We start from the raw sequence: 18,993 nt of genomic DNA, 5'->3' as shown, positions 1-18,993 counted from the left end.
CTTTATTAACCCCCCGCGGTTAATAAAGGCGCACAGTAGTTTTACTTGCGGTTGCGCCGATTCGGCAGAATCACCAGCAGTAGTCCTGCCACGACGGCGGCACCGACGAACAGCCAACGGAATTGAATGTTCGCTGCCGGCGCCAGAGAGAACGGCCCGACCAACGCCCACACGCTGACCAGTAGTGCGGCCAGTCCTGCGATCAGCAGAAGTGCCGAGGGGCGCTTGGATTCTCGGGTCTCGTCCTGGTCTGTAGTCTCGTCGTACTCGCTCATGATTGCGTCACCTTCAGGCTGCCGAACGTGGCTTTGGCGTTGATGGTCAGGGTGGGAGAGTCCGGTGTCACATCACGGCCCGGGTGTATTCCGCCGTCGAGGCAACCTGATCCGTCACCCATGACGACGGTGCAGCTGTTCTTGACGTTGACGGTTGGTGGCACCATGACGGTGAACTCGCCGAACGACGCCGCGACGTCGATGGTCTTGTCCTCGGTGAACTTGACCCCGTTGAGGTCGAGAGTGAAGCTTCCGAAGGCTCCTGAATACGACGGCTCCAACTCGGAAGCTGTTGCCGGAGTCCATCTTTGCTCACCCGAGGCGTCGAACTCGATCGGGTAGACCAACGAGGCGAGAAGCACGAAACCCACGAGTGGTCCGGTGACGACCAGCAGGCCGTACCCCTTGCGGAAGAATGCCCCGAGGATCAGGCCGAGTGCGATGACGGCGAGTCCGACAGCACCGACTCGGCCGGGAGTGAACCACTCGTTGCCGGTTGCGGCGCCCGCTGCCCCGGTGACTGCGGCGACGATGATTGCGAGTCCGAGGACCGTCAGCGTCCAACGCGAGCGACGCTTACGTGGCGGCAACGGGAGCAGCGGTGTGGCCTTGGCTGCCGGATCCGGAAGATCCCAGGCGAACGGAGCGACACCGAGCGGATCCCAGGACGGCGGCGTGATGGCGGCCTCACCGATCACCTCGGTCGGATTGGTGCTGACCGAAGCGCTCGGGTCCTTCGACAGGTTGATCGTCGGATGAGCGGCCTGAGATTGTGGTGACTGCTGCGGATGGTCGGCCGGTCGTTCCTCGGGCACATAGCTGTCGGGGAGTTTGGTGTACGGCGTGTACACGGGAGGCTGATTGGGCGCGAAGTATCCGGGGGTGAACGGCCCAGGCGTGAATCCGGTGCCTGGATACGCGGTACCTGCGCCGACATAAGGCGACGTGTTCTGCGGCAGTGCGGGCGGGATGGGCGCTCGTTGGTAGAGCAGCCACAGGCCACCGACCATCAGGATCAGCCCGATCAGTCCGGAACCACCCAGACCGACGCCGACGGGGCCGACAGTCGTAGCCGCGATGGCGAGGGCCACCAGCAAGACGATGGTCTTGGTACTGGAATCGGAACTGTGTCCGCGGCCCATCAACGACTGCGCGGGGGACGATCCGTCACCGGCACGAGCAAGTACCAACCAGCCGGCGAGGTAGAGAAGGATGCCTGAGCCACCGAAAATGGTGGACGCGACAAACGCCACGCGTACGAGAACGGGGTCGATGCCGTACCGGTATCCGATTCCGGCGCATACCCCAGCCACGTGACCTTGTGCCGGCAGACGCACGGGGCGGGTCCGCCACAGATCCTGGATCTGTTCTTGGAAAGTCGGATTGTTCATGAATCAATCCTGGCTTCCGAGGCAGCCTCCGCGCATCAGGGCCAACCCTGATCTTTGTGGTGATCGCGGGTGAGGGTGGCGGCCTGATTCAGGGTTGGACCCTGATGTGTGTCCGCGTGGTTCGTGCCAGTATCGACTATGTGCAATATCTGTCAGATCCGCCGTTCGTGAGCGGTCCCGCTCCCGGGTTTGCGGGAGGCCCGCCCGTCAACGGGGTACCGGTGCATCCCGTACCCATGAAGAAGGGCGTGCCCATTCCGGGTGCCGTGCCACTGCGAAAGCTGGAGCGGCGCTCCGGCGGTCGCATCGTCGCTGGAGTTGCGGGCGGGATCGCCGATCATCTCGGTATCGACGTCCTGAAAGTGCGCGTCGCCTTCACGATTCTTGCGGCGATGGCCGGATCCGGCATCGTCATTTACGGCGCCCTGTGGATCTTCACCTCCGCCGGCACGGACACGCAGAAGCCGTCCGCGGCCGAGCGGCAGCGGGCGTACGGCTTGATCGCACTCGGATTGGGCGGCGCAGCCGCGTTGTCCTGGTTGTTCAGCGGCACGGCGGGTTCGGTGCTCGCGCCGTTCTTCGTCGTCGCGATCGGTGCCGCCTTGGTGTGGCGCGAGTTCGACTCCGACGGTCCCCGTACTGTCATCGGCTTGCCGCAGCGGCCTACCGTTCTGACGTGGGCGCGGGTGGTCGGGGGAGCCACCTTGATCATCTTGGGTCTTGGCGTTGTCGTCCTTGCTCAGGTCGACCTCGAAGCACTGCGCTCGTCTCTCTTGGCTGTGGTCGTGACGCTGATCGGTGTCGGTTTGTTGACGGTGCCGCTGTGGCTGCGGATGTGGCGTGCTCTCGGCGCCGAGCGTGCGGCCCGAATTCGCAACGACGAACGTGAAGAGATCGCGTCGCATCTACACGACTCCGTCCTTCAGACGTTGGCGCTGATTCAGAAACAGTCCGACAACCCACAAGAGGTGGCGCGCCTGGCCCGCGGTCAGGAACGCGAGCTGCGCAAGTGGTTGTTCAGCGGCGGCGACATCGACCACACGAGCCTGACGGAAGGCCTGAAGATCATCGCCGGTGAAGTGGAAGACCAGCACGGTGTCACGGTCCGTCCCGTCACTGTCGGCGACGTACAACTCGAAGGCGAAGGCGTCGAGAACGGCCTGCCCAAGGAAGCGTTCACCGCGCTCCTCGGTGCGACGCGTGAAGCTCTCGTGAACTCGGCAAAGCACTCGGGGGAGAAGGAAATCAATCTGTTCGCCGAGGTCGAGGGTGATCAGGTCAGTGTGTTCGTTCGTGATCGCGGCGTCGGATTCGACGTCGACGCGGTGCCGGAGGATCGCCAGGGGCTGGCCAAGTCGATTCGTGGTCGAATCGAGCGGCGCGGTGGCCGCGTCGTGGTTCGATCCGACATCGGAAAGGGCACCGAGATCCGCGTGCACATGCCGCTCGGTGACTCTGCTCTAAAGTGGGACCAGACTGCTGACCGTGTCGACAACCCCGAGGAACAGCCCCAGTGACTTCGCTTGCGCCGCCCCCGTACCGCGTATTTCTTGTCGACGATCATGCAGTGTTCCGCTCCGGGGTGAGGGCCGAACTCTCGCGCGAGACGGATATGGATGTCGTCGGTGAGGCCGGCGGCGTCGCGGAGGCAATCGCCGGTATCAACTCGACGAAGCCGCATGTCGTTCTGCTCGATGTCCACATGCCCGACGGTGGTGGAGTGGCAGTTCTGCGCGGAATCGATTCCGGCCCGGTGTGCCTGGCGCTCAGCGTTTCCGATGCCGCCGAAGACGTGATCGCGGTGATCCGCGGCGGTGCGCGCGGGTACGTGACCAAGACGATCTCGGGATCCGAACTTGCCGAGGGCGTACGACGCGTTGCCGGTGGTGACGCGGTGTTCGGGCCGCGCCTGGCAGGTTTCGTGTTGGACTCCTTCACCGGACGCTCCAATGCACCCGAGCCACAACTCGATCCGGAACTCGATTCTCTTACTCCGCGGGAACTCGAAGTGCTCAGATTGCTGGCACGTGGGTACACCTACCGTGAAATTGCCGAGGACCTGGTGATTTCCGTGAAGACCGTCGAGACTCACGCATCGAACGTTCTGCGAAAGACTCAGCAGTCCAATCGCAATGCGCTGACACGTTGGGCACATCGCCGACAGATCGACTGAATTTCCGCGCACCCTTTCGCGATTGCGAGTGAAGGCGCACCATGGACCGATGACGGAACCACTGGCGCTCGCGTCGAGACGTGGGCGTTGGGTTGTCGCCGCCACCGTTCTCGGCTCGAGCATGGCTCTCCTCGACGGCACCGTCGTCAACATTGCTCTGCCGCACATCGGCGAGGACTTGAATTCCGGTGTCGCCGGGCTGCAGTGGACTCTGAGCGGATACACCTTGGCATTGGCGTCGCTGATACTGCTCGGCGGAGCCCTCGGCGATCGTTGGGGTCGGCGGCGGGTATTCGTGTGGGGGACGGTCTGGTTCGCGGTCGCGTCGTTGCTGTGCGGAATTGCACCTGACATCACGTTTCTGGTGATTGCGCGGATCCTGCAGGGAGTGGGAGCTGCGCTCTTGACGCCTGGCAGCCTTGCCATCATTTCCGCGTCACTTCGCGAGGAGGACCGCGGCGCGGCAATCGGCTTGTGGTCGGGCTTGGGTGGTGTCGCCGGCGCTATCGGTCCGCTGTTCGGTGGTTGGCTGGTGGAAGTGGCGGGATGGCGATCGGTGTTCCTGCTCAACATTCCGTTGGCGATCGTCGTGGTGTGGGCAGCGGTGCGCCACGTGCCGGAGAGCCGCGATCCGCATCCGCCCGAGCACCTGGACGTGGTCGGATCTGCCTGCGCAGTAGTCGGTCTCGGGGCGCTGACGTACGGGCTGATCGAAGTCAACCCGATAGTCGGGCTGGTCGGGGTGCTCGCTCTGTGCCTGTTCGTTGTGGTGGAACGTCGATCGCCGAGTGCGTTGGTGCCGCCGTCCCTGTTTCGTTCGCGGATGTTCGTCGCGGCCAATCTGGTGACTCTCGCGGTCTATGCGGCTCTTGGCGGTGTGTTCTTCCTGCTCGTGCTGCAATTGCAGTTGGTCGCGGGGTACTCACCGGTGGCTGCCGGCGTCGCAACGGTACCGATCACCTTGGCATTGTTGCTGTTGTCTTCGCGCGCGGGCAGTTACGCGCAGACGCACGGACCGCGATTGCCGATGACGGTCGGGCCCGCCGTGGCCGCGGTGGGGTTGGTGTTGATGACGCGGATCGGCCCGGATGCGTCGTACCTGACCGTCGTGCTGCCGGGAGTTCTGGTCTTCGGCCTCGGCCTGGCGGTGATGGTGGCGCCGTTGACCGCCGCCGTGCTCGGCTCGGTGCCGGTGGAGCAGTCCGGAATCGCGTCGGGTGTGAACAATGCCGTTGCTCGCACGAGCCAGCTTCTTGCGGTTGCGGCCTTGCCCGCTCTCGTGGGTATCGATGCCGAGAGCCTGGTCGATCCGTCGAGTTTCTCCGACGGTTTCCGGTACGCGATGTACATCTGTGTGGCGCTGCTGTTGATCGGTGCGGCCATCGCCGCGACGCTGATTCGTACTCCGACTGTCGAGCCTGTTCAGGAATCGGATTCGGTTGCGTGCAAGCCGCATTGTGATCTGACGGGACCTGCAGTGCAACCGAATCCGATGAGGGACTAGACGCTGATGTCGCGATCTCGGCTGGGCACCAAGGGGATTGCCGCGGCTGGAAATGCCGCGACTATCGCGAAAGCGAGCGGGTAGCCGACCGCGCCGATCAGCGCACCGACCACCGGGCCCACTGCTGACGCGGCAATGAACTGGCCGGTGTTCTGTGCGCCCAACGCTTTTCCTTGCCATTTCGGCCCGGCCGCTTCGGCGACGGATGTGAACGCCAAACCGTTGTCGGCGACGCTGACGGTGGTTGCCAGCAGCAGGATCAGGGCCGGAACGCCCCAAGGCGCTGCGCCGGCTGCTGCCATGGCCAACATGACCGCGGATGCGGAGACGGCAACCAACCTCAGCGGGCCTACTCTGCTTCCGGCGCGATCACTCCAGATGCCGACGACGATGCGGCCGAGCGCACCCACGAACTGGGAGATCCCGATCAGGAGCCCAGCGGGCGCCGCGTCCCAGCCTTGCTCGCTGATCAGCCAGACCAGACCGAACGTCGAGAGGGTGAACTGCGGAAACACCAACAGGGCGGAGACGACGTGAATGCGCCAGAGGAACCAGTTCGAGCGATAAGGGTTGATCGTCTCGACCGGGATATCTGTGGACCGTGCCGCCGGGCGCGGGGGATTGACCAATGCGACGGCACAGATCAGGGCGAGGACGCCGTTGAGCGCCACCGACAGTCCGACGGCCGAACCGATTCCTACGTTCGCGGCGAGAGTCGGGATGGTCAACGACGCAATGGTCACGCCCAGTGGCTGTGACATCTGCCTGATGCCCATCGCAAGGCCGCGCCGATCCTTGGGAAACCAGCCGACCACAACACGCCCACTGGCGGCGTTGGTGCTCGCCGCAGCCATTCCACCCAGTAGAAATGCGATCCCGAGGAGGGCGTAGTTGTCGGTGGTGGTCGCAGCCAGTGCGGCGATCGCCGTCAGCGCGAGCCCGATGGAGATGACCCATTTCTCACCGAATCTGTCGGCCATCGCTCCCCACGCCACCAAGGTGAGAACCATGCCGAAAGTGGGTGCAGCGGCCAGGGTTCCGGCTTGTGTCAACGAGAGACCGTGCTCGGAATGCAGCAGGGGGATCAAAAAGGCGGAGGTGCTGACGAAGACGGTGCCTGCGGCCTGGGCTGCGACGCCGATTCCGAGCATCGTCCACGCCTTCGGGGAGACGGCCGTCTTTTCCAACCGCGACGCCTGCGTCATGGTGCCCTCCGATTTCTACGCTGTTCGACGATGCCGACGCTACTCGCGTAGTTTCACATGTTGAAACCAGAATCCCATTATTTGGTCAAATGTGGGCGGCCCAGGGTGCGAAATGCCCACCCGTTTTCGAGCGAACGGTACGACGATCGCCTTGGGTGCGCCGAAAGGTACGTTCGCTCGGGAAGGGGTCAGCGATGGGGCAGGCGAACCGTGAAGATCGTGCGCCCGTCCACCTGGTCGACGCCGATGGTGCCGCCGTGCAAGTGCACGTTTTCGACGGCGAGGGAGAGCCCGAGTCCGCTGCCCTCGCTGCGTCCGCGCGCGGTGTCGACCTTGTAGAACCGCCGAAAAATCGCCTGCCGGTCTTCGGGTGAGATGCCGGGGCCGTGGTCGACGACGGTGATGACGGAGAAACCGGGTTCTGCGCTCAACTCGACGCGAACCGGAGGCGCTCCGTGGCGCAGTGCGTTGCCGACGAGGTTGGCGACGACTATGTCGATTCGACGCGAATCCACTCTGGTGCTGACGTTTTCGGGTGCACGGAGTTCGACGGTTTCTGTCCAACCTCGGCTTTCGAGTGTGCGCTCGGTCAATTCGACGAGGTCGACGTCGTCGAGGACGAGACGCGCCTGTTGTGAGTCGTGGCGCGACATTTCGATCAGATCTTCGACAAGTCGAGTGAGCTTGCCGATCTCACTGCTCACGATGCGCGCTGCAGCGGCGGCGTCCGGCGGAAGATTAGGGATCTCTTCGCGGAGGATTTCGCTGACCGGAACCAATGCCGCCAGCGGCGTTCGAAGCTCGTGGGAGACGTCGGCGACAAATCTTCTCGACTGTTCTTCCGATTCTTCCAGACCTCGGATGACCGCTTCGTTGCGAGCGACCATGTTGTTGAAAGTTGTTGTGACCTGGACAAGTTCGGCTACTCCGTCTTCGGGGAGCCGGACGCTCAGGTCGCCGTCGGCGGCGCGGGCGGCGGCCTCGTCCAGGCGTTTGAGCGGACGGACCAGCGTCGACGCGATCCAGAGTCCGAGCAGACCGCTCACCAGCACACCCGCCGCGAGGGTGAGACCGACAGCTCGAAGCAGGTCGTCGAACTTGTCCTGCACCCCTACCAGCGGCCGGATGGTGACGGCTTTGACCAGTGTCTCGTTGTCGTAGCCGTCGTCTGCAGTCATGTCCACGACATTGACCGACATTCCCAACATGATGCGCTGGGAGTCGAGTCTCTCGAAGCGGATCAGTTTGGGACTGTCCAAACCCTCTTCGAAGCTGGGTGGGATCGTTGCCGCATCCACTGATCCTTGACGAATGACTTCGCCGTCGACGATCAGAGTCATGTCGGACTGGAAGATCTGTCCGAGGGTGTCAGGTGTCAGCCCGTCTACCGGCGGTCCGTTGCTGTACTGCAGTTCGTCGCGAAATTGTGCCGTTGCCACGTCCTGAGCGTTGGAATAGATCCACGACCGCGCCATGAACGAGACGACGCCTGCGGTTGCCCCGGCGATGATCACGACGATTGCGATGAACACGAGCACGAGCCTGGTCCGAAGACCGTCGACCCGAAGCCAGGTCGGTCTCATCGGGCCGGGCTGGTGTTGAAGCGATACCCGAACCCGCGCACCGTTTCGATCACGGTCGGTGTGGCTGGGTCGTGCTCGATCTTTCCGCGCAGCCGCTGCACTGCTGCATCGACGATTCGTGAGTCGCCCAGGTATTCCTGGTCCCAGGCTGCGGACAACAATTGCCTGCGGCTGAGAACCTGTCCGGGGTTTTCGGTCAGCGCCAGTATCAGTCGGAGTTCGGTCGGAGTCAGGGTCAGCAGCGTCCCGGCTTTGCGTACCTGCAATGACGACCGATCCAATTCCAGGTCGCCGAACTTCTCTGCGCCCGGCGCCACATCTGAACGCGTCGTTGCGGGCGCCGAGCGCCGCACGACGGCTTTGATCCGAGCATCGAGGACACGCGGACTGGCCGGTTTGACGACGTAGTCGTCGGCACCGGCCTCGAGGCCGGCAACAGTGTCGATGTCGTCGGATCTGGCGGTCAAGATGATGATCGGGATCGAACTGCGCGTACGGATGCGTCGACAGATCTCGTAACCGTCGGCTCCTGGCAGTCCGAGGTCGAGTAGGACGAGGTCGGTGGAGCCGAGGACGTCGTCGAAATCGCCGTTACCGTCGGGCCGATGGCTGACGTTGTGCCCGAGTCGGTTCAGTCCCAACGTGATTGCCTCGGCCACCGCTGGATCGTCTTCTATGAAAAGAATGCTCACCATGCGCTCACCTTGGACTCGCCATGATCAGGGGCCTTCTGCGGTCGGAGGAATCTCGGTCAGCCAAGGGTACAGGGGTCACACTTTCGAGAGCCGTTCGTTGCCTGAGTCCGCCAGTACTGCGTGCCGTGCGACGCTGGTGTTCAACGGAAATGCCGACACGGCGAGGGTGTAGCAGCCGACGAGCAGTAGCGCACCGATCACGTCACTCGGCCGGTGCCATTGCAACACGACTACCGAGATCGCGGTCCCGATGGTGATCAGCGCGCCGTTGACTGCAACGACTGCCCGCCACCTCGAGGGTGTGACGAGCACGATCGCGCAGACCAGAGCAGCGATGGCCGTCAGCGTGCCGCTGGGGAAGGAATTGTGCATCACCAGGCCGTTCAGGTCCGGTCGATCCAACGATTGTTTGAGAACCCAGGCCGTCGTGATGGGACCGAGGGTCACGACGACGACGCGTAGGGCCAGCGCAATCGGGTTGTTGCGCAATGTGATCATGAGTGCCACGAGCACTCCTCCCACTATCAGTATCGGAGTGACGAGGCCGATGAACTCGGTGGAGAACACACTGAGTCCTTCGGAAGTGGCCGCGCCCACCATGAGTTGTTGGTCGACGATCTGACCACCAGTCGTGTTGACTGCCAGTTCGAATTCGACGACTCCGAGGATCAGGAGTGCCAGTGCGGCAATCAGTCTCGCGGGTTTGACTCGAGTCATGATCAGCCTTCCGCTCTCTCGTCCGAAGGGTTGCTCAGTTGGGGCGGGCATTCCCCGCCGGGAGTGGTTGCCAATTCGAAATGCCACATCTCGTTGGCATAGGTCTGACAGAGGCCGTAATCATTGCCGTGCTGGATGAGCCAGTCGTCGGCATCGGTCGGTCCGATGTCGACGGCTTGTCCGCTGACATGCTTCGACAGACTCGGGGAGTGCACCCATTTGGACGCTTCGTTCATGCTGCCGTACTTGACGACGGCTTCGTCGAACAGTCGCTGTTGGTATGCGGCGGACCGCCAACCCGAGGTGACGTGCATGTTCACTCCGGAGGCCTGTGCGTCGGCCGCTGCCGACTGCAGCGCCGCGAGAAGGGCGGAATCGAGACGGGCCAGTGCAGGTACATGGGTATCCTGCACGCTGATGCCGTCCTCGATCTCGCCGCCTGCGGGTCCTGAATCAGGCTGAGTGGCAAGGTAATTACCACTCTTGGGCTTTGCTTCTTCTGTGTACGAGCATGCGCTGAGCGTGAGCGCACCGAGTACGACTGCACCGAGTGCGGCGAGGCGGATTATTCCGCGGTGGCTGGGCATACAACAGAGACTGCTCGGTCAGTGTCACCGTCAGGTGGTCGCCGTTCGTCGACGGTGTCACGGTCTGAAACAGCTCTGTAACAGGACGGAACGGGGCTGGTGAGCGCGCTTTACACGGGGCGCGGGATCGATGCGAAAGTCGACAGTTCGAACCACGAAGGCAAGCTACGACGCAACGCCGTAGGCCCCGAAATGGTGACGTCACCTGACCGTATGGCGTCCGACCAGGTCAGGTTACCGCGCCAGATCTCGGTCATCGGTCGCAAGCCCGCAGAGACCGACACCGCAACGTCGAAACCCGGATCGATATCGCACATGTCCACCTCCCCGGAATTGATGACGAGCCACCAGTTTCGCGAATGTTCACGCACTCCGGAGAAAACGAAGTGCACCACGGTCTTTCCGTCGGGAACCACGGAGTGATCCACGCGTCGATGCATGTCCCACAGCAGCAGTTTCGGATCCAGGTCTTCATCGCCCAGCTCGCCGATCCACCTGGTACCCCAGATTCCGAGAGCTTCGACCACAGGGCGCAGTTCTCGGCCCGCGTCGGTCAATCGGTAACTGACGACGCAGTCGGTTTCTTCTCGCTCCACGATGCCGGCGATCGCGAGTTGGTGCAGCCGCGTGGAGAGCAGAGTCGGTGACATTCGCGGAAGTCCGCGTCGGAGATCGTTGAAATGGTCGCTTCCCATCATCAGTTCGCGGAGGAGAAGCAGCGTCCACCGCTCGTCGAGTAGCTCCATCGCCTTGGCGACGGGGCAGAACTGGTGGTACGAGGACCCCATCATTTGATCGTAGGCCTCTGGAGTGCTCCGGTACAGATTTCGTACTGGAGCGGAGTGAACCGTCGTCGTAGCGTCGAAGTAACGGCATGAATGTTGTCGGGCTCCGAGGTTGTTGGGCTCCGAGTACCAAAAATATTGAAGGAGAACGGTAATGAGTGAATCGACGGAAACGCTCGGGCTGGATCGTGAGCTGAAGGCCAAGCATCGGGCCATGTGGGGTCTCGGTAACTATCCGGCGGTGGCCACGCAGGTCATTGCGGAACTCGGGCCGGTACTGGTCGGCGAGTGCGGTGTGCAGAAGGGTGACCGCGTGCTGGACGTCGCGGCGGGGTCCGGCAATGCCGCCATTCCGGCGGCCGCGCTGGGTGCGCAGGTGATTGCCACTGACCTGGCTCCCGAATTGTTCGTAGCGGGTAAGGAGGCCGCTTCCCTCGCCGGAGTCGAATTGGACTGGCAGGAGGCCGATGCCGAGGCTCTTCCTTTCGGTGACAACGAGTTCGACGTGGTGCTTTCGTGCGTCGGTGTGATGTTCGCACCGCATCATCAGCGCGCCGCGGACGAACTTGTGCGAGTATGCCGACCCGGCGGAAAAATCGGAGTGCTGAGTTGGACTCCGACGGGATTCATCGGCGAGATGTTCAAAACGATGAAGCCGTACGCACCGCCGCCGCCTCCTGGTTCGCAGCCGGCGCTTTTGTGGGGCGATGAGAACCATGTTCGTGATCTGCTCGGCGATGTGGCCTCGAGGAAAGACGTACTTCGTGTGGACACATTCAGCGGGCCGGAAGAGTTCCGTGATTTCTTCAAGAAGAATTACGGGCCGACCATCGCGGTGTACCGGAACATCGCTGGCGATCCCGACCGAACGCAGGCGCTGGACCGCGATCTGCTCGAGTTGGCGGAAAGGTACGGCAGCGGAAGCGAACCGTTCACGATGGAGTGGGAGTACCTGCTGGTCACCGCGACGCCCGGTGGGGGAGGTGCGTGATGACGACGGTCGAGTTCGCGCCACTGAAATCGGCGATCACAGGTTCTGTGTTCGGCCCCCGAGATCCGGAGTACGACGACGCCAGATCGATCTGGAACGGGCAGATCGATCATCGTCCGGCGGTGATCGCTAGGTGCCGGTCGGCGTCGGATGTGGCTGTGGCACTTGCATTTGCCAGAGCCCATTCGTTGGAGGTTTCGGTCAGAGGTGGCGGGCATTCCTACCGAGGCACATCGGTGTGTGAAGGCGGAGTGATGATCGATCTCAGTGCGATCAACGTAGTCAGCGTCGCCCCGTCAGCGAAGCGAGCCAGGGTCGGTGGTGGTGCGACGATCGCCGACCTCGACAAGGCGACGCAGGAACACGGGTTGGCGGTGACCGGCGGAGTGATCAGTGATACCGGCGTCGGTGGCCTGACACTCGGTGGTGGCATGGGGTGGTTGACCCGCACGCTCGGCCTGGCGATCGACAATCTGGTGTCGGCAGAGGTGGTGCTCGCCGACGGTTCGATCGTTCGAGCCTCCGAGAACGATCACAGCGACTTGTTCTGGGCACTGCGCGGTGGCGGCGGAAATTTCGGAGTGGTCACCGAGTTCGAGTACCGTCTGAGCGAGATCGGTCCGGAAGTGCATCTGGGACTGTTCTTCTGGGGGATGGAGGACGGACCCGCAGCGCTTCGTCTGTGCCGCGAGGTAGTGCCTGCCCTGCCGAGAAATGCGGGTGCGATGGTTGCCGTCAGTTTGTCCGCGCCGCCGGCGCCGTTTGTCCCGGATCAATTTCACCTACTGCCCGGATACGCGTTGCTGGTAGCCGGTTTCGGATCGGAAGTAGAACACTCGAACGCGATTGCGCCGATTCGAGAGGGCTTGCCGACGCTTTTCGAGTTCGTCACTCCGATCCCGTACGTCGGCTTGCAGTCGATGCTCGACGAATCGGAACCGTGGGGTGCGTACGCCTATGAGAAGGCTTTGGACCTGGTGGATTTCTCCGACGACGTGATCGATGTTCTGACCGAACAAGCGGGCAAGAAATCGTCGCCGATGTCCTTCATGCCGATCTTTCCGCTGCAGGGAGCTTTCACTTCCGTCGGCGAGGACGACACAGCGTTCGGTGGTTCTCGCACACCGCATTACGTGTGCAATATGACGGCGACGGCCACCGATGCCGGGACGCTGGAATTGGATCGATCGTGGGTGCGTGAGACCTGGGAAGCCTTGCGTCCGTTCTCGTCCAACCAAGGCGGGTACGTCAACTTCATGACCGACGTCGACGAGGACCGAGTGCGAGCTTCCTACGGCGCGGGGAAGTACGCGCGGTTGTCCGCAGTCAAGGCGAAGTACGACCCGGACAACGTGTTTCACCTCAATGCAAATATTCTGCCTGCGTGAAGCTTGTGCTCAGACCGTGAACACCAGTCAGGCCGTGAACACCAGGATGACGACGATCAGTGCGGCCAAGATGATGACGGCGACCATGCCGGTCATGGCGAGGGGAGCCCACGCGACTACCTTGTCGCGGGTGCTGGCATCGGTGGGTCCGGTCGGTATCCGCGGCGGCCAGGAGAACATGTCCATCGGACTGGGAACGTTTCGCAGTGGCGTGTTCTGTTGCACTGCAGGAAGTCCGGTGACCGTGGAGCCGGTCAGGCGATTGCGGCGGTGTGGGTCGGCGAGTTGTGTGGTGCGGTGAGCCCAGGCCGGCACGGCGCCCTCGGACGAGTAGACGGGAGCGTCGATCAACTGATCGATCGTGCCGCCGCCGGTCGCGGCTGCGGCGAGCGCGTCGCGTGCCTGAGCCATCGTCGGCCGACGGGTCGGGTCCGGCTCGAGGAGCTGAAGGAGAACATCGGTGAGCGGTCCAGACTTGGTGGGTCGGTAGATCTCGGCCTTGGCGACACGATGCAGTAGGGCGATAGCGTCCGAGTCGATGCCGAAGGGCGGTTGGCCCTCGATCACCGTGTAGAGCGTCGACCCGAGTGAGAAGACGTCGCTGGCCTCGGTGGGGTCGTCGCCGCGGGCAACTTCGGGTGCGAAGTACGCGGGAGTGCCGGTGATGACCTCGTCCTGGGTGTCGGACACGTCGCTCTTTGCGCGGGCGATGCCGAAGTCGCTGATCTTGACGGTGCCGAGGGACTTGCCTCGGTCGGCGATCAGGATGTTGCCGGGTTTGATGTCGCGGTGGACGATGCCGGCGGCGTGCGCTTCGGTGAGTGCCGCAGCGATCTGCGCGCCGATCTGCGCGACTTCGAGTGGTGGCAACGTGTCCGCCAGGTTCATGGCCTGGGCGAGGCTGCGAGCCGGGAAGTACTCCATGACCAGCCAGGGTTCGCCGGACTCGATCGCGACGTCGTACATGGCGATGGAGTGGGGATGGGTGAGCTTTGCGGCGTTCCTGCCCTCGCGCAATGTACGTTCACGGACCTCTTCGGCCGTTTCGGTGTCGAGGCCTTCCGTGCTTGTGACCTGTTTCACCGCGACGTCACGGCTGAGGAGGGTGTCGCGGGCCAGCCAGACGGCGCCCATCCCTCCGTCGCCGATCTTGGAGCGGAGTCGGTACCGCCCCGCCAGCAGGTATTCGGGCCCGATGCCCCTCCCGGTCTGCTCTTGAGCTGTCACATCTCAAGGTTAATGGATTGATGCCACTGTGACGCTCGAGGCTCCTGTGAACTGGGTTTTTGGCTCTGCTTGACGTGTCGGGGGTGACACGGTTTACTGAAAACAGTTCGAAAATATGTTCGAAATTGCTGTTCGTTGGATGCATGTCAGACCCGACTTCCCCGCGGTTTGCCGGCTGGTTATGGATTGCTGCCGAGTGAGTTTTTCCGGTGTTCCGGAGGATGGGGATGACCGAGGTGACCGAGTTGGTAGAGCTGTCGGCAGATGCGGCGGGGTTGTCCCGTCAGGATCGGCTGGCACAGCTCCGCCGACAGATCGCGTCCATTCCCTCGCGAGGCGATACGTCGTTTTCGGGACCGAGTGTTTCCGGACCTGGTGTTTCTGTGGCCGGTGTTTCTGTGGCTGGTGTTTCCGGGACAAGTGCAGCGGCCTCCGAGAGTGTTGCCGACCGGGACAGGCCGGTCGTGGACCGTGCGCACAAAGCCGGTGTCCTCCCGGTGCCGGAGGGTATCGCCGCATTGTTACCGCAGGGCGGTTTGGTGCGCGGAACCGTGGTGTCCGTCGAGGGCGCAGCGTCCTTGCTTTTGGGATTGGTCGCGTCGGTGACGGCGTCCGGAGGACATGTTGCAGTCATCGGGCAGCCTCGACTGGGATTGCTGGCGGCGTACGAGATGGGTGCGCAACTGGAACGTCTGGCACTCATTCCGGCGCCTGGGCCGGATCCGGTCGAGATCGCCGCCGTGCTGCTCGACGGTATGGATCTGGTGATTCTGGGATTGGCGGGTGCGTCGGTATCCCCGTCGCGTGCGCGGGCGGTGGTCGCACGTGCTCGGAGCAAGGGCTCGACTCTTGTTGTCACCGAAGGTCACTGGGACGGAGCCGAGGTTCGGTTGGACGCTCGGGTTCATGGCTATGGTGGGTTCGGTCAGGGTCGGGAGTTGGGGCGTGGACGGCTCAGTTCCCTGAGCCTCGCGGTTCGTGCTCGGGGGCGCTCGTTCCAGCCCCGGACCACGCGTCTGGACATCTGCAGTGCAGCCGGGCGGGTCGAGTGGGTACCTTCTCGGCCGGTCGAGGATGTGTCGTCGCAGGTGGTGTCGGAGCAGGTGGTGTCACTGTGAGCAGAGTTCTGGCGTTGTGGTGCCCGGACTGGCCGGCGGTGGCAGCGGCAGCGCTTGCCGATCTTCCGGCCACACATCCCGTCGCGGTCACTTCGGGTAATCGGGTGATCGCATGTTCGGCGACGGCTCGTGCGGAGGGAGTGCGACGAGGCCTGCGCCGACGCGAGTCGCAGGCTCGCTGCCCGGAACTGTATGTGGCGATGGCAGATCCGGAACGCGATGCAAGATTGTTCGAGCCGGTGGCCGCGGCCATCGACGCGGTGGCACCGGGCGTCGAGGTACTCCGTCCTGGTTTGTTGGTGCTCAGCGCGCGTGGTGTCAGTCGGTACTTCGGTTCTGAGGAAGCTGCGGCGGAACGATTGGTGGATCAGGCATCTGCTGCGGGTGTCGAGAGTCAGGTGGGGGTGGCAGATCAGCTGTCCACGGCGGTCATTGCCGCGCGCCGGGCAGCGCTGGTGCCGCCGGGGGAGGGAGCACGGTTTCTGGCGCCGCTACCCATGCCGGAGTTGGCGGCCGAACCCAGCCTGTCTGCACCGCATCGCGGGGAGTTGGTGGATCTGCTGCGCAGGCTCGGGATCAGAACCATCGGTGCTTTTGCGGATCTACCGGCAGTGGACGTCGCTTCGCGTTTCGGTGCCGATGCGGTGCTCGCGCATCGTGCGGCGCGCGGTGAACCCGAACGGCCACCGTCGGCGCGGACACTTCCGCCGGACCTGGAGGTGGAGCAGCATTACGATCCGTCGATCGAGCGGGTGGATGCCGCAGCGTTTGCCGGGCGCGCCTTGGCGAGTCTCCTGCACGACAAGTTGTCTGCTGCCGCGGTGGCGTGCACCCGTCTGTCGATTTCGGCCAGTACGGGTAACGGTGAAAATCTTTCTCGGACTTGGCGTTGCGCCGAACCTCTGACGCCGGAGGGAACGGCCGATCGAGTGCGATGGCAACTGGATGGCTGGCTCACCGGGCGCAGTGAGACCCGGCCAACCGCAGGCATAGCCGTGTTGCGTCTGGAACCGGTGGAGGTGGTCAGTGCCGGCGCTTTGCAGTTGGGGCTGTGGGGCGGTGTCGGCGACGAGGAGGAGCGAGCCAGGCGAGCATTGGTGCGCGTGCAGGGTCTTCTGGGTGGCGAATCGGTTCAGGTCGGTGTCCTGAGCGGAGGTCGAGGGCCCTTGGAGCGAATTACCTTGTTGCCCTTGGGTGACGAGCGGGTAGCTACCCATGATCCGACAGCCCCGTGGCCGGGCCGTCTGCCACAACCGTCTCCGGGGTCGATCTTCGTCGACAATCCCAAGGTGTGGCTGGGGGATGTGGCCGGTAACGCCGTGTACGTCACTGAGCGCGGTGTCTTCAGTTCGCAGCCGGGAAGGCTGAAGTGGGGGAGCAAGGAATGGGCAGTGCAGGGGTGGGCCGGGCCCTGGCCGGTTGACGAGCGATGGTGGGACGCTGCCTCGGCACGCACGGCGGCGCGGGCTCAGGTTCTGTTGGAGGAATCACGTGCGCTGCTGATGATCTGTGAAGGCGGTGGATGGTCGGTGGAGGGTGTGTACGAATGAGCTCGCAGGTATAGCTAGCTGTACCCGCCTGGTCGAGTCGACTGTACGAACAGTAGGGGCGTTGGCACCATCGTCATGCCGTCGCTCGGCTCCTAGCGTTGATGACATTCAAAAAGTAACCGTTGCAATGATTCTCACCGTTGCAACTCTTTACGAGGAGTGTCATGGCAACGGCGGGTCGACCTGAAGTTTCCGGAACCGATCGACTTCACTACGAGCAGACGGAGCTGCACGACGCACAACTTCTGGCGTACGACGAGTCTGGCGAAGGCCGGATCGTGGAGGTGTTCGGCGATGTCGCCACAGCCGAGCACATCGTCATCTTCGTGCCGGGCAACGACAACGGATTGGGAAACTACTTCGACGAGAACCGTCCGACAGGACCACGAGCGAGCGGATGGACACTGGGAAGAATGCTCCGAACGCTCGGACGGAACGACCACGTCGCGGTGATCGTGTGGGTCGGTTATCGGACGCCGTGGGGATTTCTCGAGTCGTTCTCGCGGACACTCGCAGAACGCGGTGCGATCGATCTGGCGCGATTGACACGCATCCTGCCGCGTTCGGCGCATGTGACGCTCGTCGGACACAGCTACGGGGCCGTGGTGTGCGGACTCGCCCTCCCGTCGGCGCGAGTAGACGATTGTGTGGTGCTCGGTAGCCCGGGGATGGGGACCAGTTCTCGCGAAGACCTGTGCTTTGCCGGAAATCTCTGGGCCGCGCTAGGGCCGTCGGACTGGATTCGGTATTTCCCACGCGTGAAGATCGGTCGCCTCGGGCACGGCCCGTCTCCAGTTCGGGCGCAGCACGGAGCTGTTGTTTTCGACACCGGTGCCATTCGAGGGCATTGTGGATACTTCGCCGATGCAAGCGAGTCGCTGCGCAACATCGCGAGGATCGGGCTCGGTCGCTACGACGAGGTCACGCGGCCAGGGCAGTTGCCGCCTCGGCTGACAGCTTCAGCAATCCACGAGGACAGGTCTATCCTGGGAACTCGTGAGTGTCGCTAACGTACGAAGTGCCGGCGGGGTCCAGATCAGCTACCGCGATTCCGGCTCGCATCCCAGTGTTGCCGATCTGCCTCCGGTAGTCCTCGTGCACGGGATGGGTGGCGACAGCGGTACCTGGGACAAGTTCGCGCGGACCTTGCGATCACGCAACCGGCGAGTTGTCTCGGTCGATCTTCGCGGCCACGGCCGGAGCGCTCGGGCGTCGTCGTATCTGTTCGACGAGTTCGCCGACGACGTTATGGACGTGTGTGATCATCTCGAACTCGATCAGGTGGATCTCGTCGGCCATTCGCTCGGCGGGCACGCGGCGTCGTTGATCGCGCAGAAACGACCCACCGTGGTGCGGAAGTTGGTCATCGAGGAAGCACCGTTGCCGCTACGCGCAGGTGACGCAGAACAGGTATTCGCGAGGAAATTGCCGAGTGTGCCAGAACTGTGGCATGCAACAACAAGTTTGGTGCGGCATCCGCGAGCTGCGCTGACGTTCGATCGCTCGATGACGCGGTCCGCGCTCGAGCAGTTCCGCCGACCGGATCCGCAGTGGTGGGATCGGTTGCCGCTCATCGAGGCTGACATGTTGTTCCTGCGTGGAGGTCTGGGCGGGATGGTGGATCCCGATCGCCTCGACGCTGTTGCCGCCACCGTCGCGCGCTGCGAATTGGTCTCGTTCCGTACCGGCCACAGTGTCCATCGCGACGGCCATCGCCAATTCGAATCCGTTGTGTTGCCGTTCATTTCCTGAAAGCGCAATACTCGATCAGTTCCGGCAAGAACCCATCCGCTACGCGTGCGGC

18 protein-coding genes are annotated in these 18,993 nt (G+C 63.2%); 9 read left to right on the top strand and 9 right to left on the bottom strand.

The features are described from left to right. Window positions 1-41 precede the first annotated feature (41 nt). Together R4P70_RS17925 and R4P70_RS17920 are read right to left on the bottom strand one after the other, a co-directional pair. The gene (locus tag R4P70_RS17925) at window positions 42-275 is read right to left on the bottom strand and encodes a hypothetical protein (protein ID WP_020906937.1); all 234 of its coding nucleotides are present in this window, start codon (window positions 273-275) and stop codon (window positions 42-44) included. After that, window positions 272-1,666 carry a PspC domain-containing protein gene (locus R4P70_RS17920; RefSeq protein ID WP_069145833.1) on the bottom strand — a complete coding sequence of 465 codons (1,395 nt, stop codon included), beginning with the start codon at window positions 1,664-1,666 and terminating at the stop codon, window positions 272-274. Before R4P70_RS17920 ends, R4P70_RS17925 begins: the two co-directional genes overlap by 4 nt. Window positions 1,667-1,902: 236 nt before the next feature. Between R4P70_RS17920 and R4P70_RS17915 the strand changes: the two genes are divergently transcribed. The 3 genes from R4P70_RS17915 to R4P70_RS17905 are packed head-to-tail and all read left to right on the top strand — an operon-like array spanning window position 1,903 to window position 5,343. Then, a complete protein-coding gene (locus R4P70_RS17915) occupies window positions 1,903-3,183 on the top strand; it encodes an ATP-binding protein (protein ID WP_037134353.1) in 1,281 nt (426 codons plus the stop codon). Then, window positions 3,180-3,839, top strand: a complete 660-nt coding sequence (locus R4P70_RS17910) for a response regulator (RefSeq protein ID WP_020969075.1) — start codon at window positions 3,180-3,182, stop codon at window positions 3,837-3,839. Before R4P70_RS17915 ends, R4P70_RS17910 begins: the two co-directional genes overlap by 4 nt. Window positions 3,840-3,888: 49 nt before the next feature. Next, complete coding sequence (locus R4P70_RS17905; RefSeq protein ID WP_020906941.1) at window positions 3,889-5,343, top strand: MFS transporter; 1,455 nt, start codon at window positions 3,889-3,891, stop codon at window positions 5,341-5,343. Here the strand turns inward: R4P70_RS17905 and R4P70_RS17900 are convergent. The 6 genes from R4P70_RS17900 to R4P70_RS17875 all read right to left on the bottom strand — a co-directional run bounded on the left by R4P70_RS17900 (window position 5,340) and on the right by R4P70_RS17875 (window position 10,918). Continuing rightward, window positions 5,340-6,548 carry an MFS transporter gene (locus tag R4P70_RS17900; RefSeq protein ID WP_283569489.1) on the bottom strand — a complete coding sequence of 403 codons (1,209 nt, stop codon included), beginning with the start codon at window positions 6,546-6,548 and terminating at the stop codon, window positions 5,340-5,342. The two genes, R4P70_RS17905 and R4P70_RS17900, sit on opposite strands and share 4 nt — an antisense overlap. Window positions 6,549-6,736: 188 nt before the next feature. Beyond that, the gene (locus R4P70_RS17895; protein WP_283569488.1) at window positions 6,737-8,080 is read right to left on the bottom strand and encodes a sensor histidine kinase; all 1,344 of its coding nucleotides are present in this window, start codon (window positions 8,078-8,080) and stop codon (window positions 6,737-6,739) included. Window positions 8,081-8,127: 47 nt separating this feature from the next. Continuing rightward, window positions 8,128-8,826 (bottom strand): response regulator transcription factor, encoded by a 699-nt coding sequence (locus R4P70_RS17890; protein WP_283569487.1) that lies wholly within the window; start codon window positions 8,824-8,826, stop codon window positions 8,128-8,130. A gap of 75 nt (window positions 8,827-8,901) precedes the next feature. Next, window positions 8,902-9,543, bottom strand: coding sequence for a phosphatase PAP2 family protein (locus R4P70_RS17885; protein WP_019747602.1), 642 nt, complete (start codon window positions 9,541-9,543; stop codon window positions 8,902-8,904). Window positions 9,544-9,545: 2 nt separating this feature from the next. After that, window positions 9,546-10,130, bottom strand: a complete 585-nt coding sequence (locus R4P70_RS17880) for a M15 family metallopeptidase (RefSeq protein ID WP_019747603.1) — start codon at window positions 10,128-10,130, stop codon at window positions 9,546-9,548. 110 nt (window positions 10,131-10,240) lie between these two features. Further along, complete coding sequence (locus R4P70_RS17875) at window positions 10,241-10,918, bottom strand: winged helix-turn-helix transcriptional regulator (protein ID WP_029254940.1); 678 nt, start codon at window positions 10,916-10,918, stop codon at window positions 10,241-10,243. Between the two features lie 151 nt (window positions 10,919-11,069). On the opposite strand from R4P70_RS17875, the gene R4P70_RS17870 reads away from it, so the two are divergent. Together R4P70_RS17870 and R4P70_RS17865 are read left to right on the top strand one after the other, a co-directional pair. Next, window positions 11,070-11,906 (top strand): class I SAM-dependent methyltransferase, encoded by an 837-nt coding sequence (locus R4P70_RS17870; protein WP_317831050.1) that lies wholly within the window; start codon window positions 11,070-11,072, stop codon window positions 11,904-11,906. Continuing rightward, window positions 11,906-13,294: an FAD-binding oxidoreductase gene (locus tag R4P70_RS17865; protein WP_019747606.1), complete on the top strand. Its 1,389-nt coding sequence runs from the start codon at window positions 11,906-11,908 to the stop codon at window positions 13,292-13,294. The genes R4P70_RS17870 and R4P70_RS17865 overlap by 1 nt, the downstream gene beginning before the upstream one ends. A gap of 27 nt (window positions 13,295-13,321) precedes the next feature. Here the strand turns inward: R4P70_RS17865 and R4P70_RS17860 are convergent, their stop codons facing one another. Further along, window positions 13,322-14,521, bottom strand: a complete 1,200-nt coding sequence (locus R4P70_RS17860; protein ID WP_020969081.1) for a serine/threonine-protein kinase — start codon at window positions 14,519-14,521, stop codon at window positions 13,322-13,324. Window positions 14,522-14,748: 227 nt separating this feature from the next. Between R4P70_RS17860 and R4P70_RS17855 the strand changes: the two genes are divergently transcribed. The 4 genes from R4P70_RS17855 to R4P70_RS17840 all read left to right on the top strand — a co-directional run bounded on the left by R4P70_RS17855 (window position 14,749) and on the right by R4P70_RS17840 (window position 18,941). Then, the gene (locus tag R4P70_RS17855; RefSeq protein WP_019747608.1) at window positions 14,749-15,639 is read left to right on the top strand and encodes a hypothetical protein; all 891 of its coding nucleotides are present in this window, start codon (window positions 14,749-14,751) and stop codon (window positions 15,637-15,639) included. Then, window positions 15,636-17,189, top strand: coding sequence for a DNA polymerase Y family protein (locus tag R4P70_RS17850; protein ID WP_029254945.1), 1,554 nt, complete (start codon window positions 15,636-15,638; stop codon window positions 17,187-17,189). Before R4P70_RS17855 ends, R4P70_RS17850 begins: the two co-directional genes overlap by 4 nt. Before the next feature lie 164 nt (window positions 17,190-17,353). Next, a complete protein-coding gene (locus R4P70_RS17845) occupies window positions 17,354-18,199 on the top strand; it encodes an alpha/beta hydrolase (RefSeq protein WP_070796129.1) in 846 nt (281 codons plus the stop codon). Further along, complete coding sequence (locus R4P70_RS17840; protein ID WP_019747611.1) at window positions 18,186-18,941, top strand: alpha/beta fold hydrolase; 756 nt, start codon at window positions 18,186-18,188, stop codon at window positions 18,939-18,941. Before R4P70_RS17845 ends, R4P70_RS17840 begins: the two co-directional genes overlap by 14 nt. Window positions 18,942-18,993: the final 52 nt, after the last annotated feature.

Source organism: Rhodococcus sp. IEGM 1241 (assembly GCF_033142365.1).
GTDB lineage: Bacteria > Actinomycetota > Actinomycetes > Mycobacteriales > Mycobacteriaceae > Rhodococcus_F > Rhodococcus_F erythropolis.
Note: the sequence above shows the minus strand (reverse complement) of the source record. Positions and strands in the feature narration are given on the sequence as shown.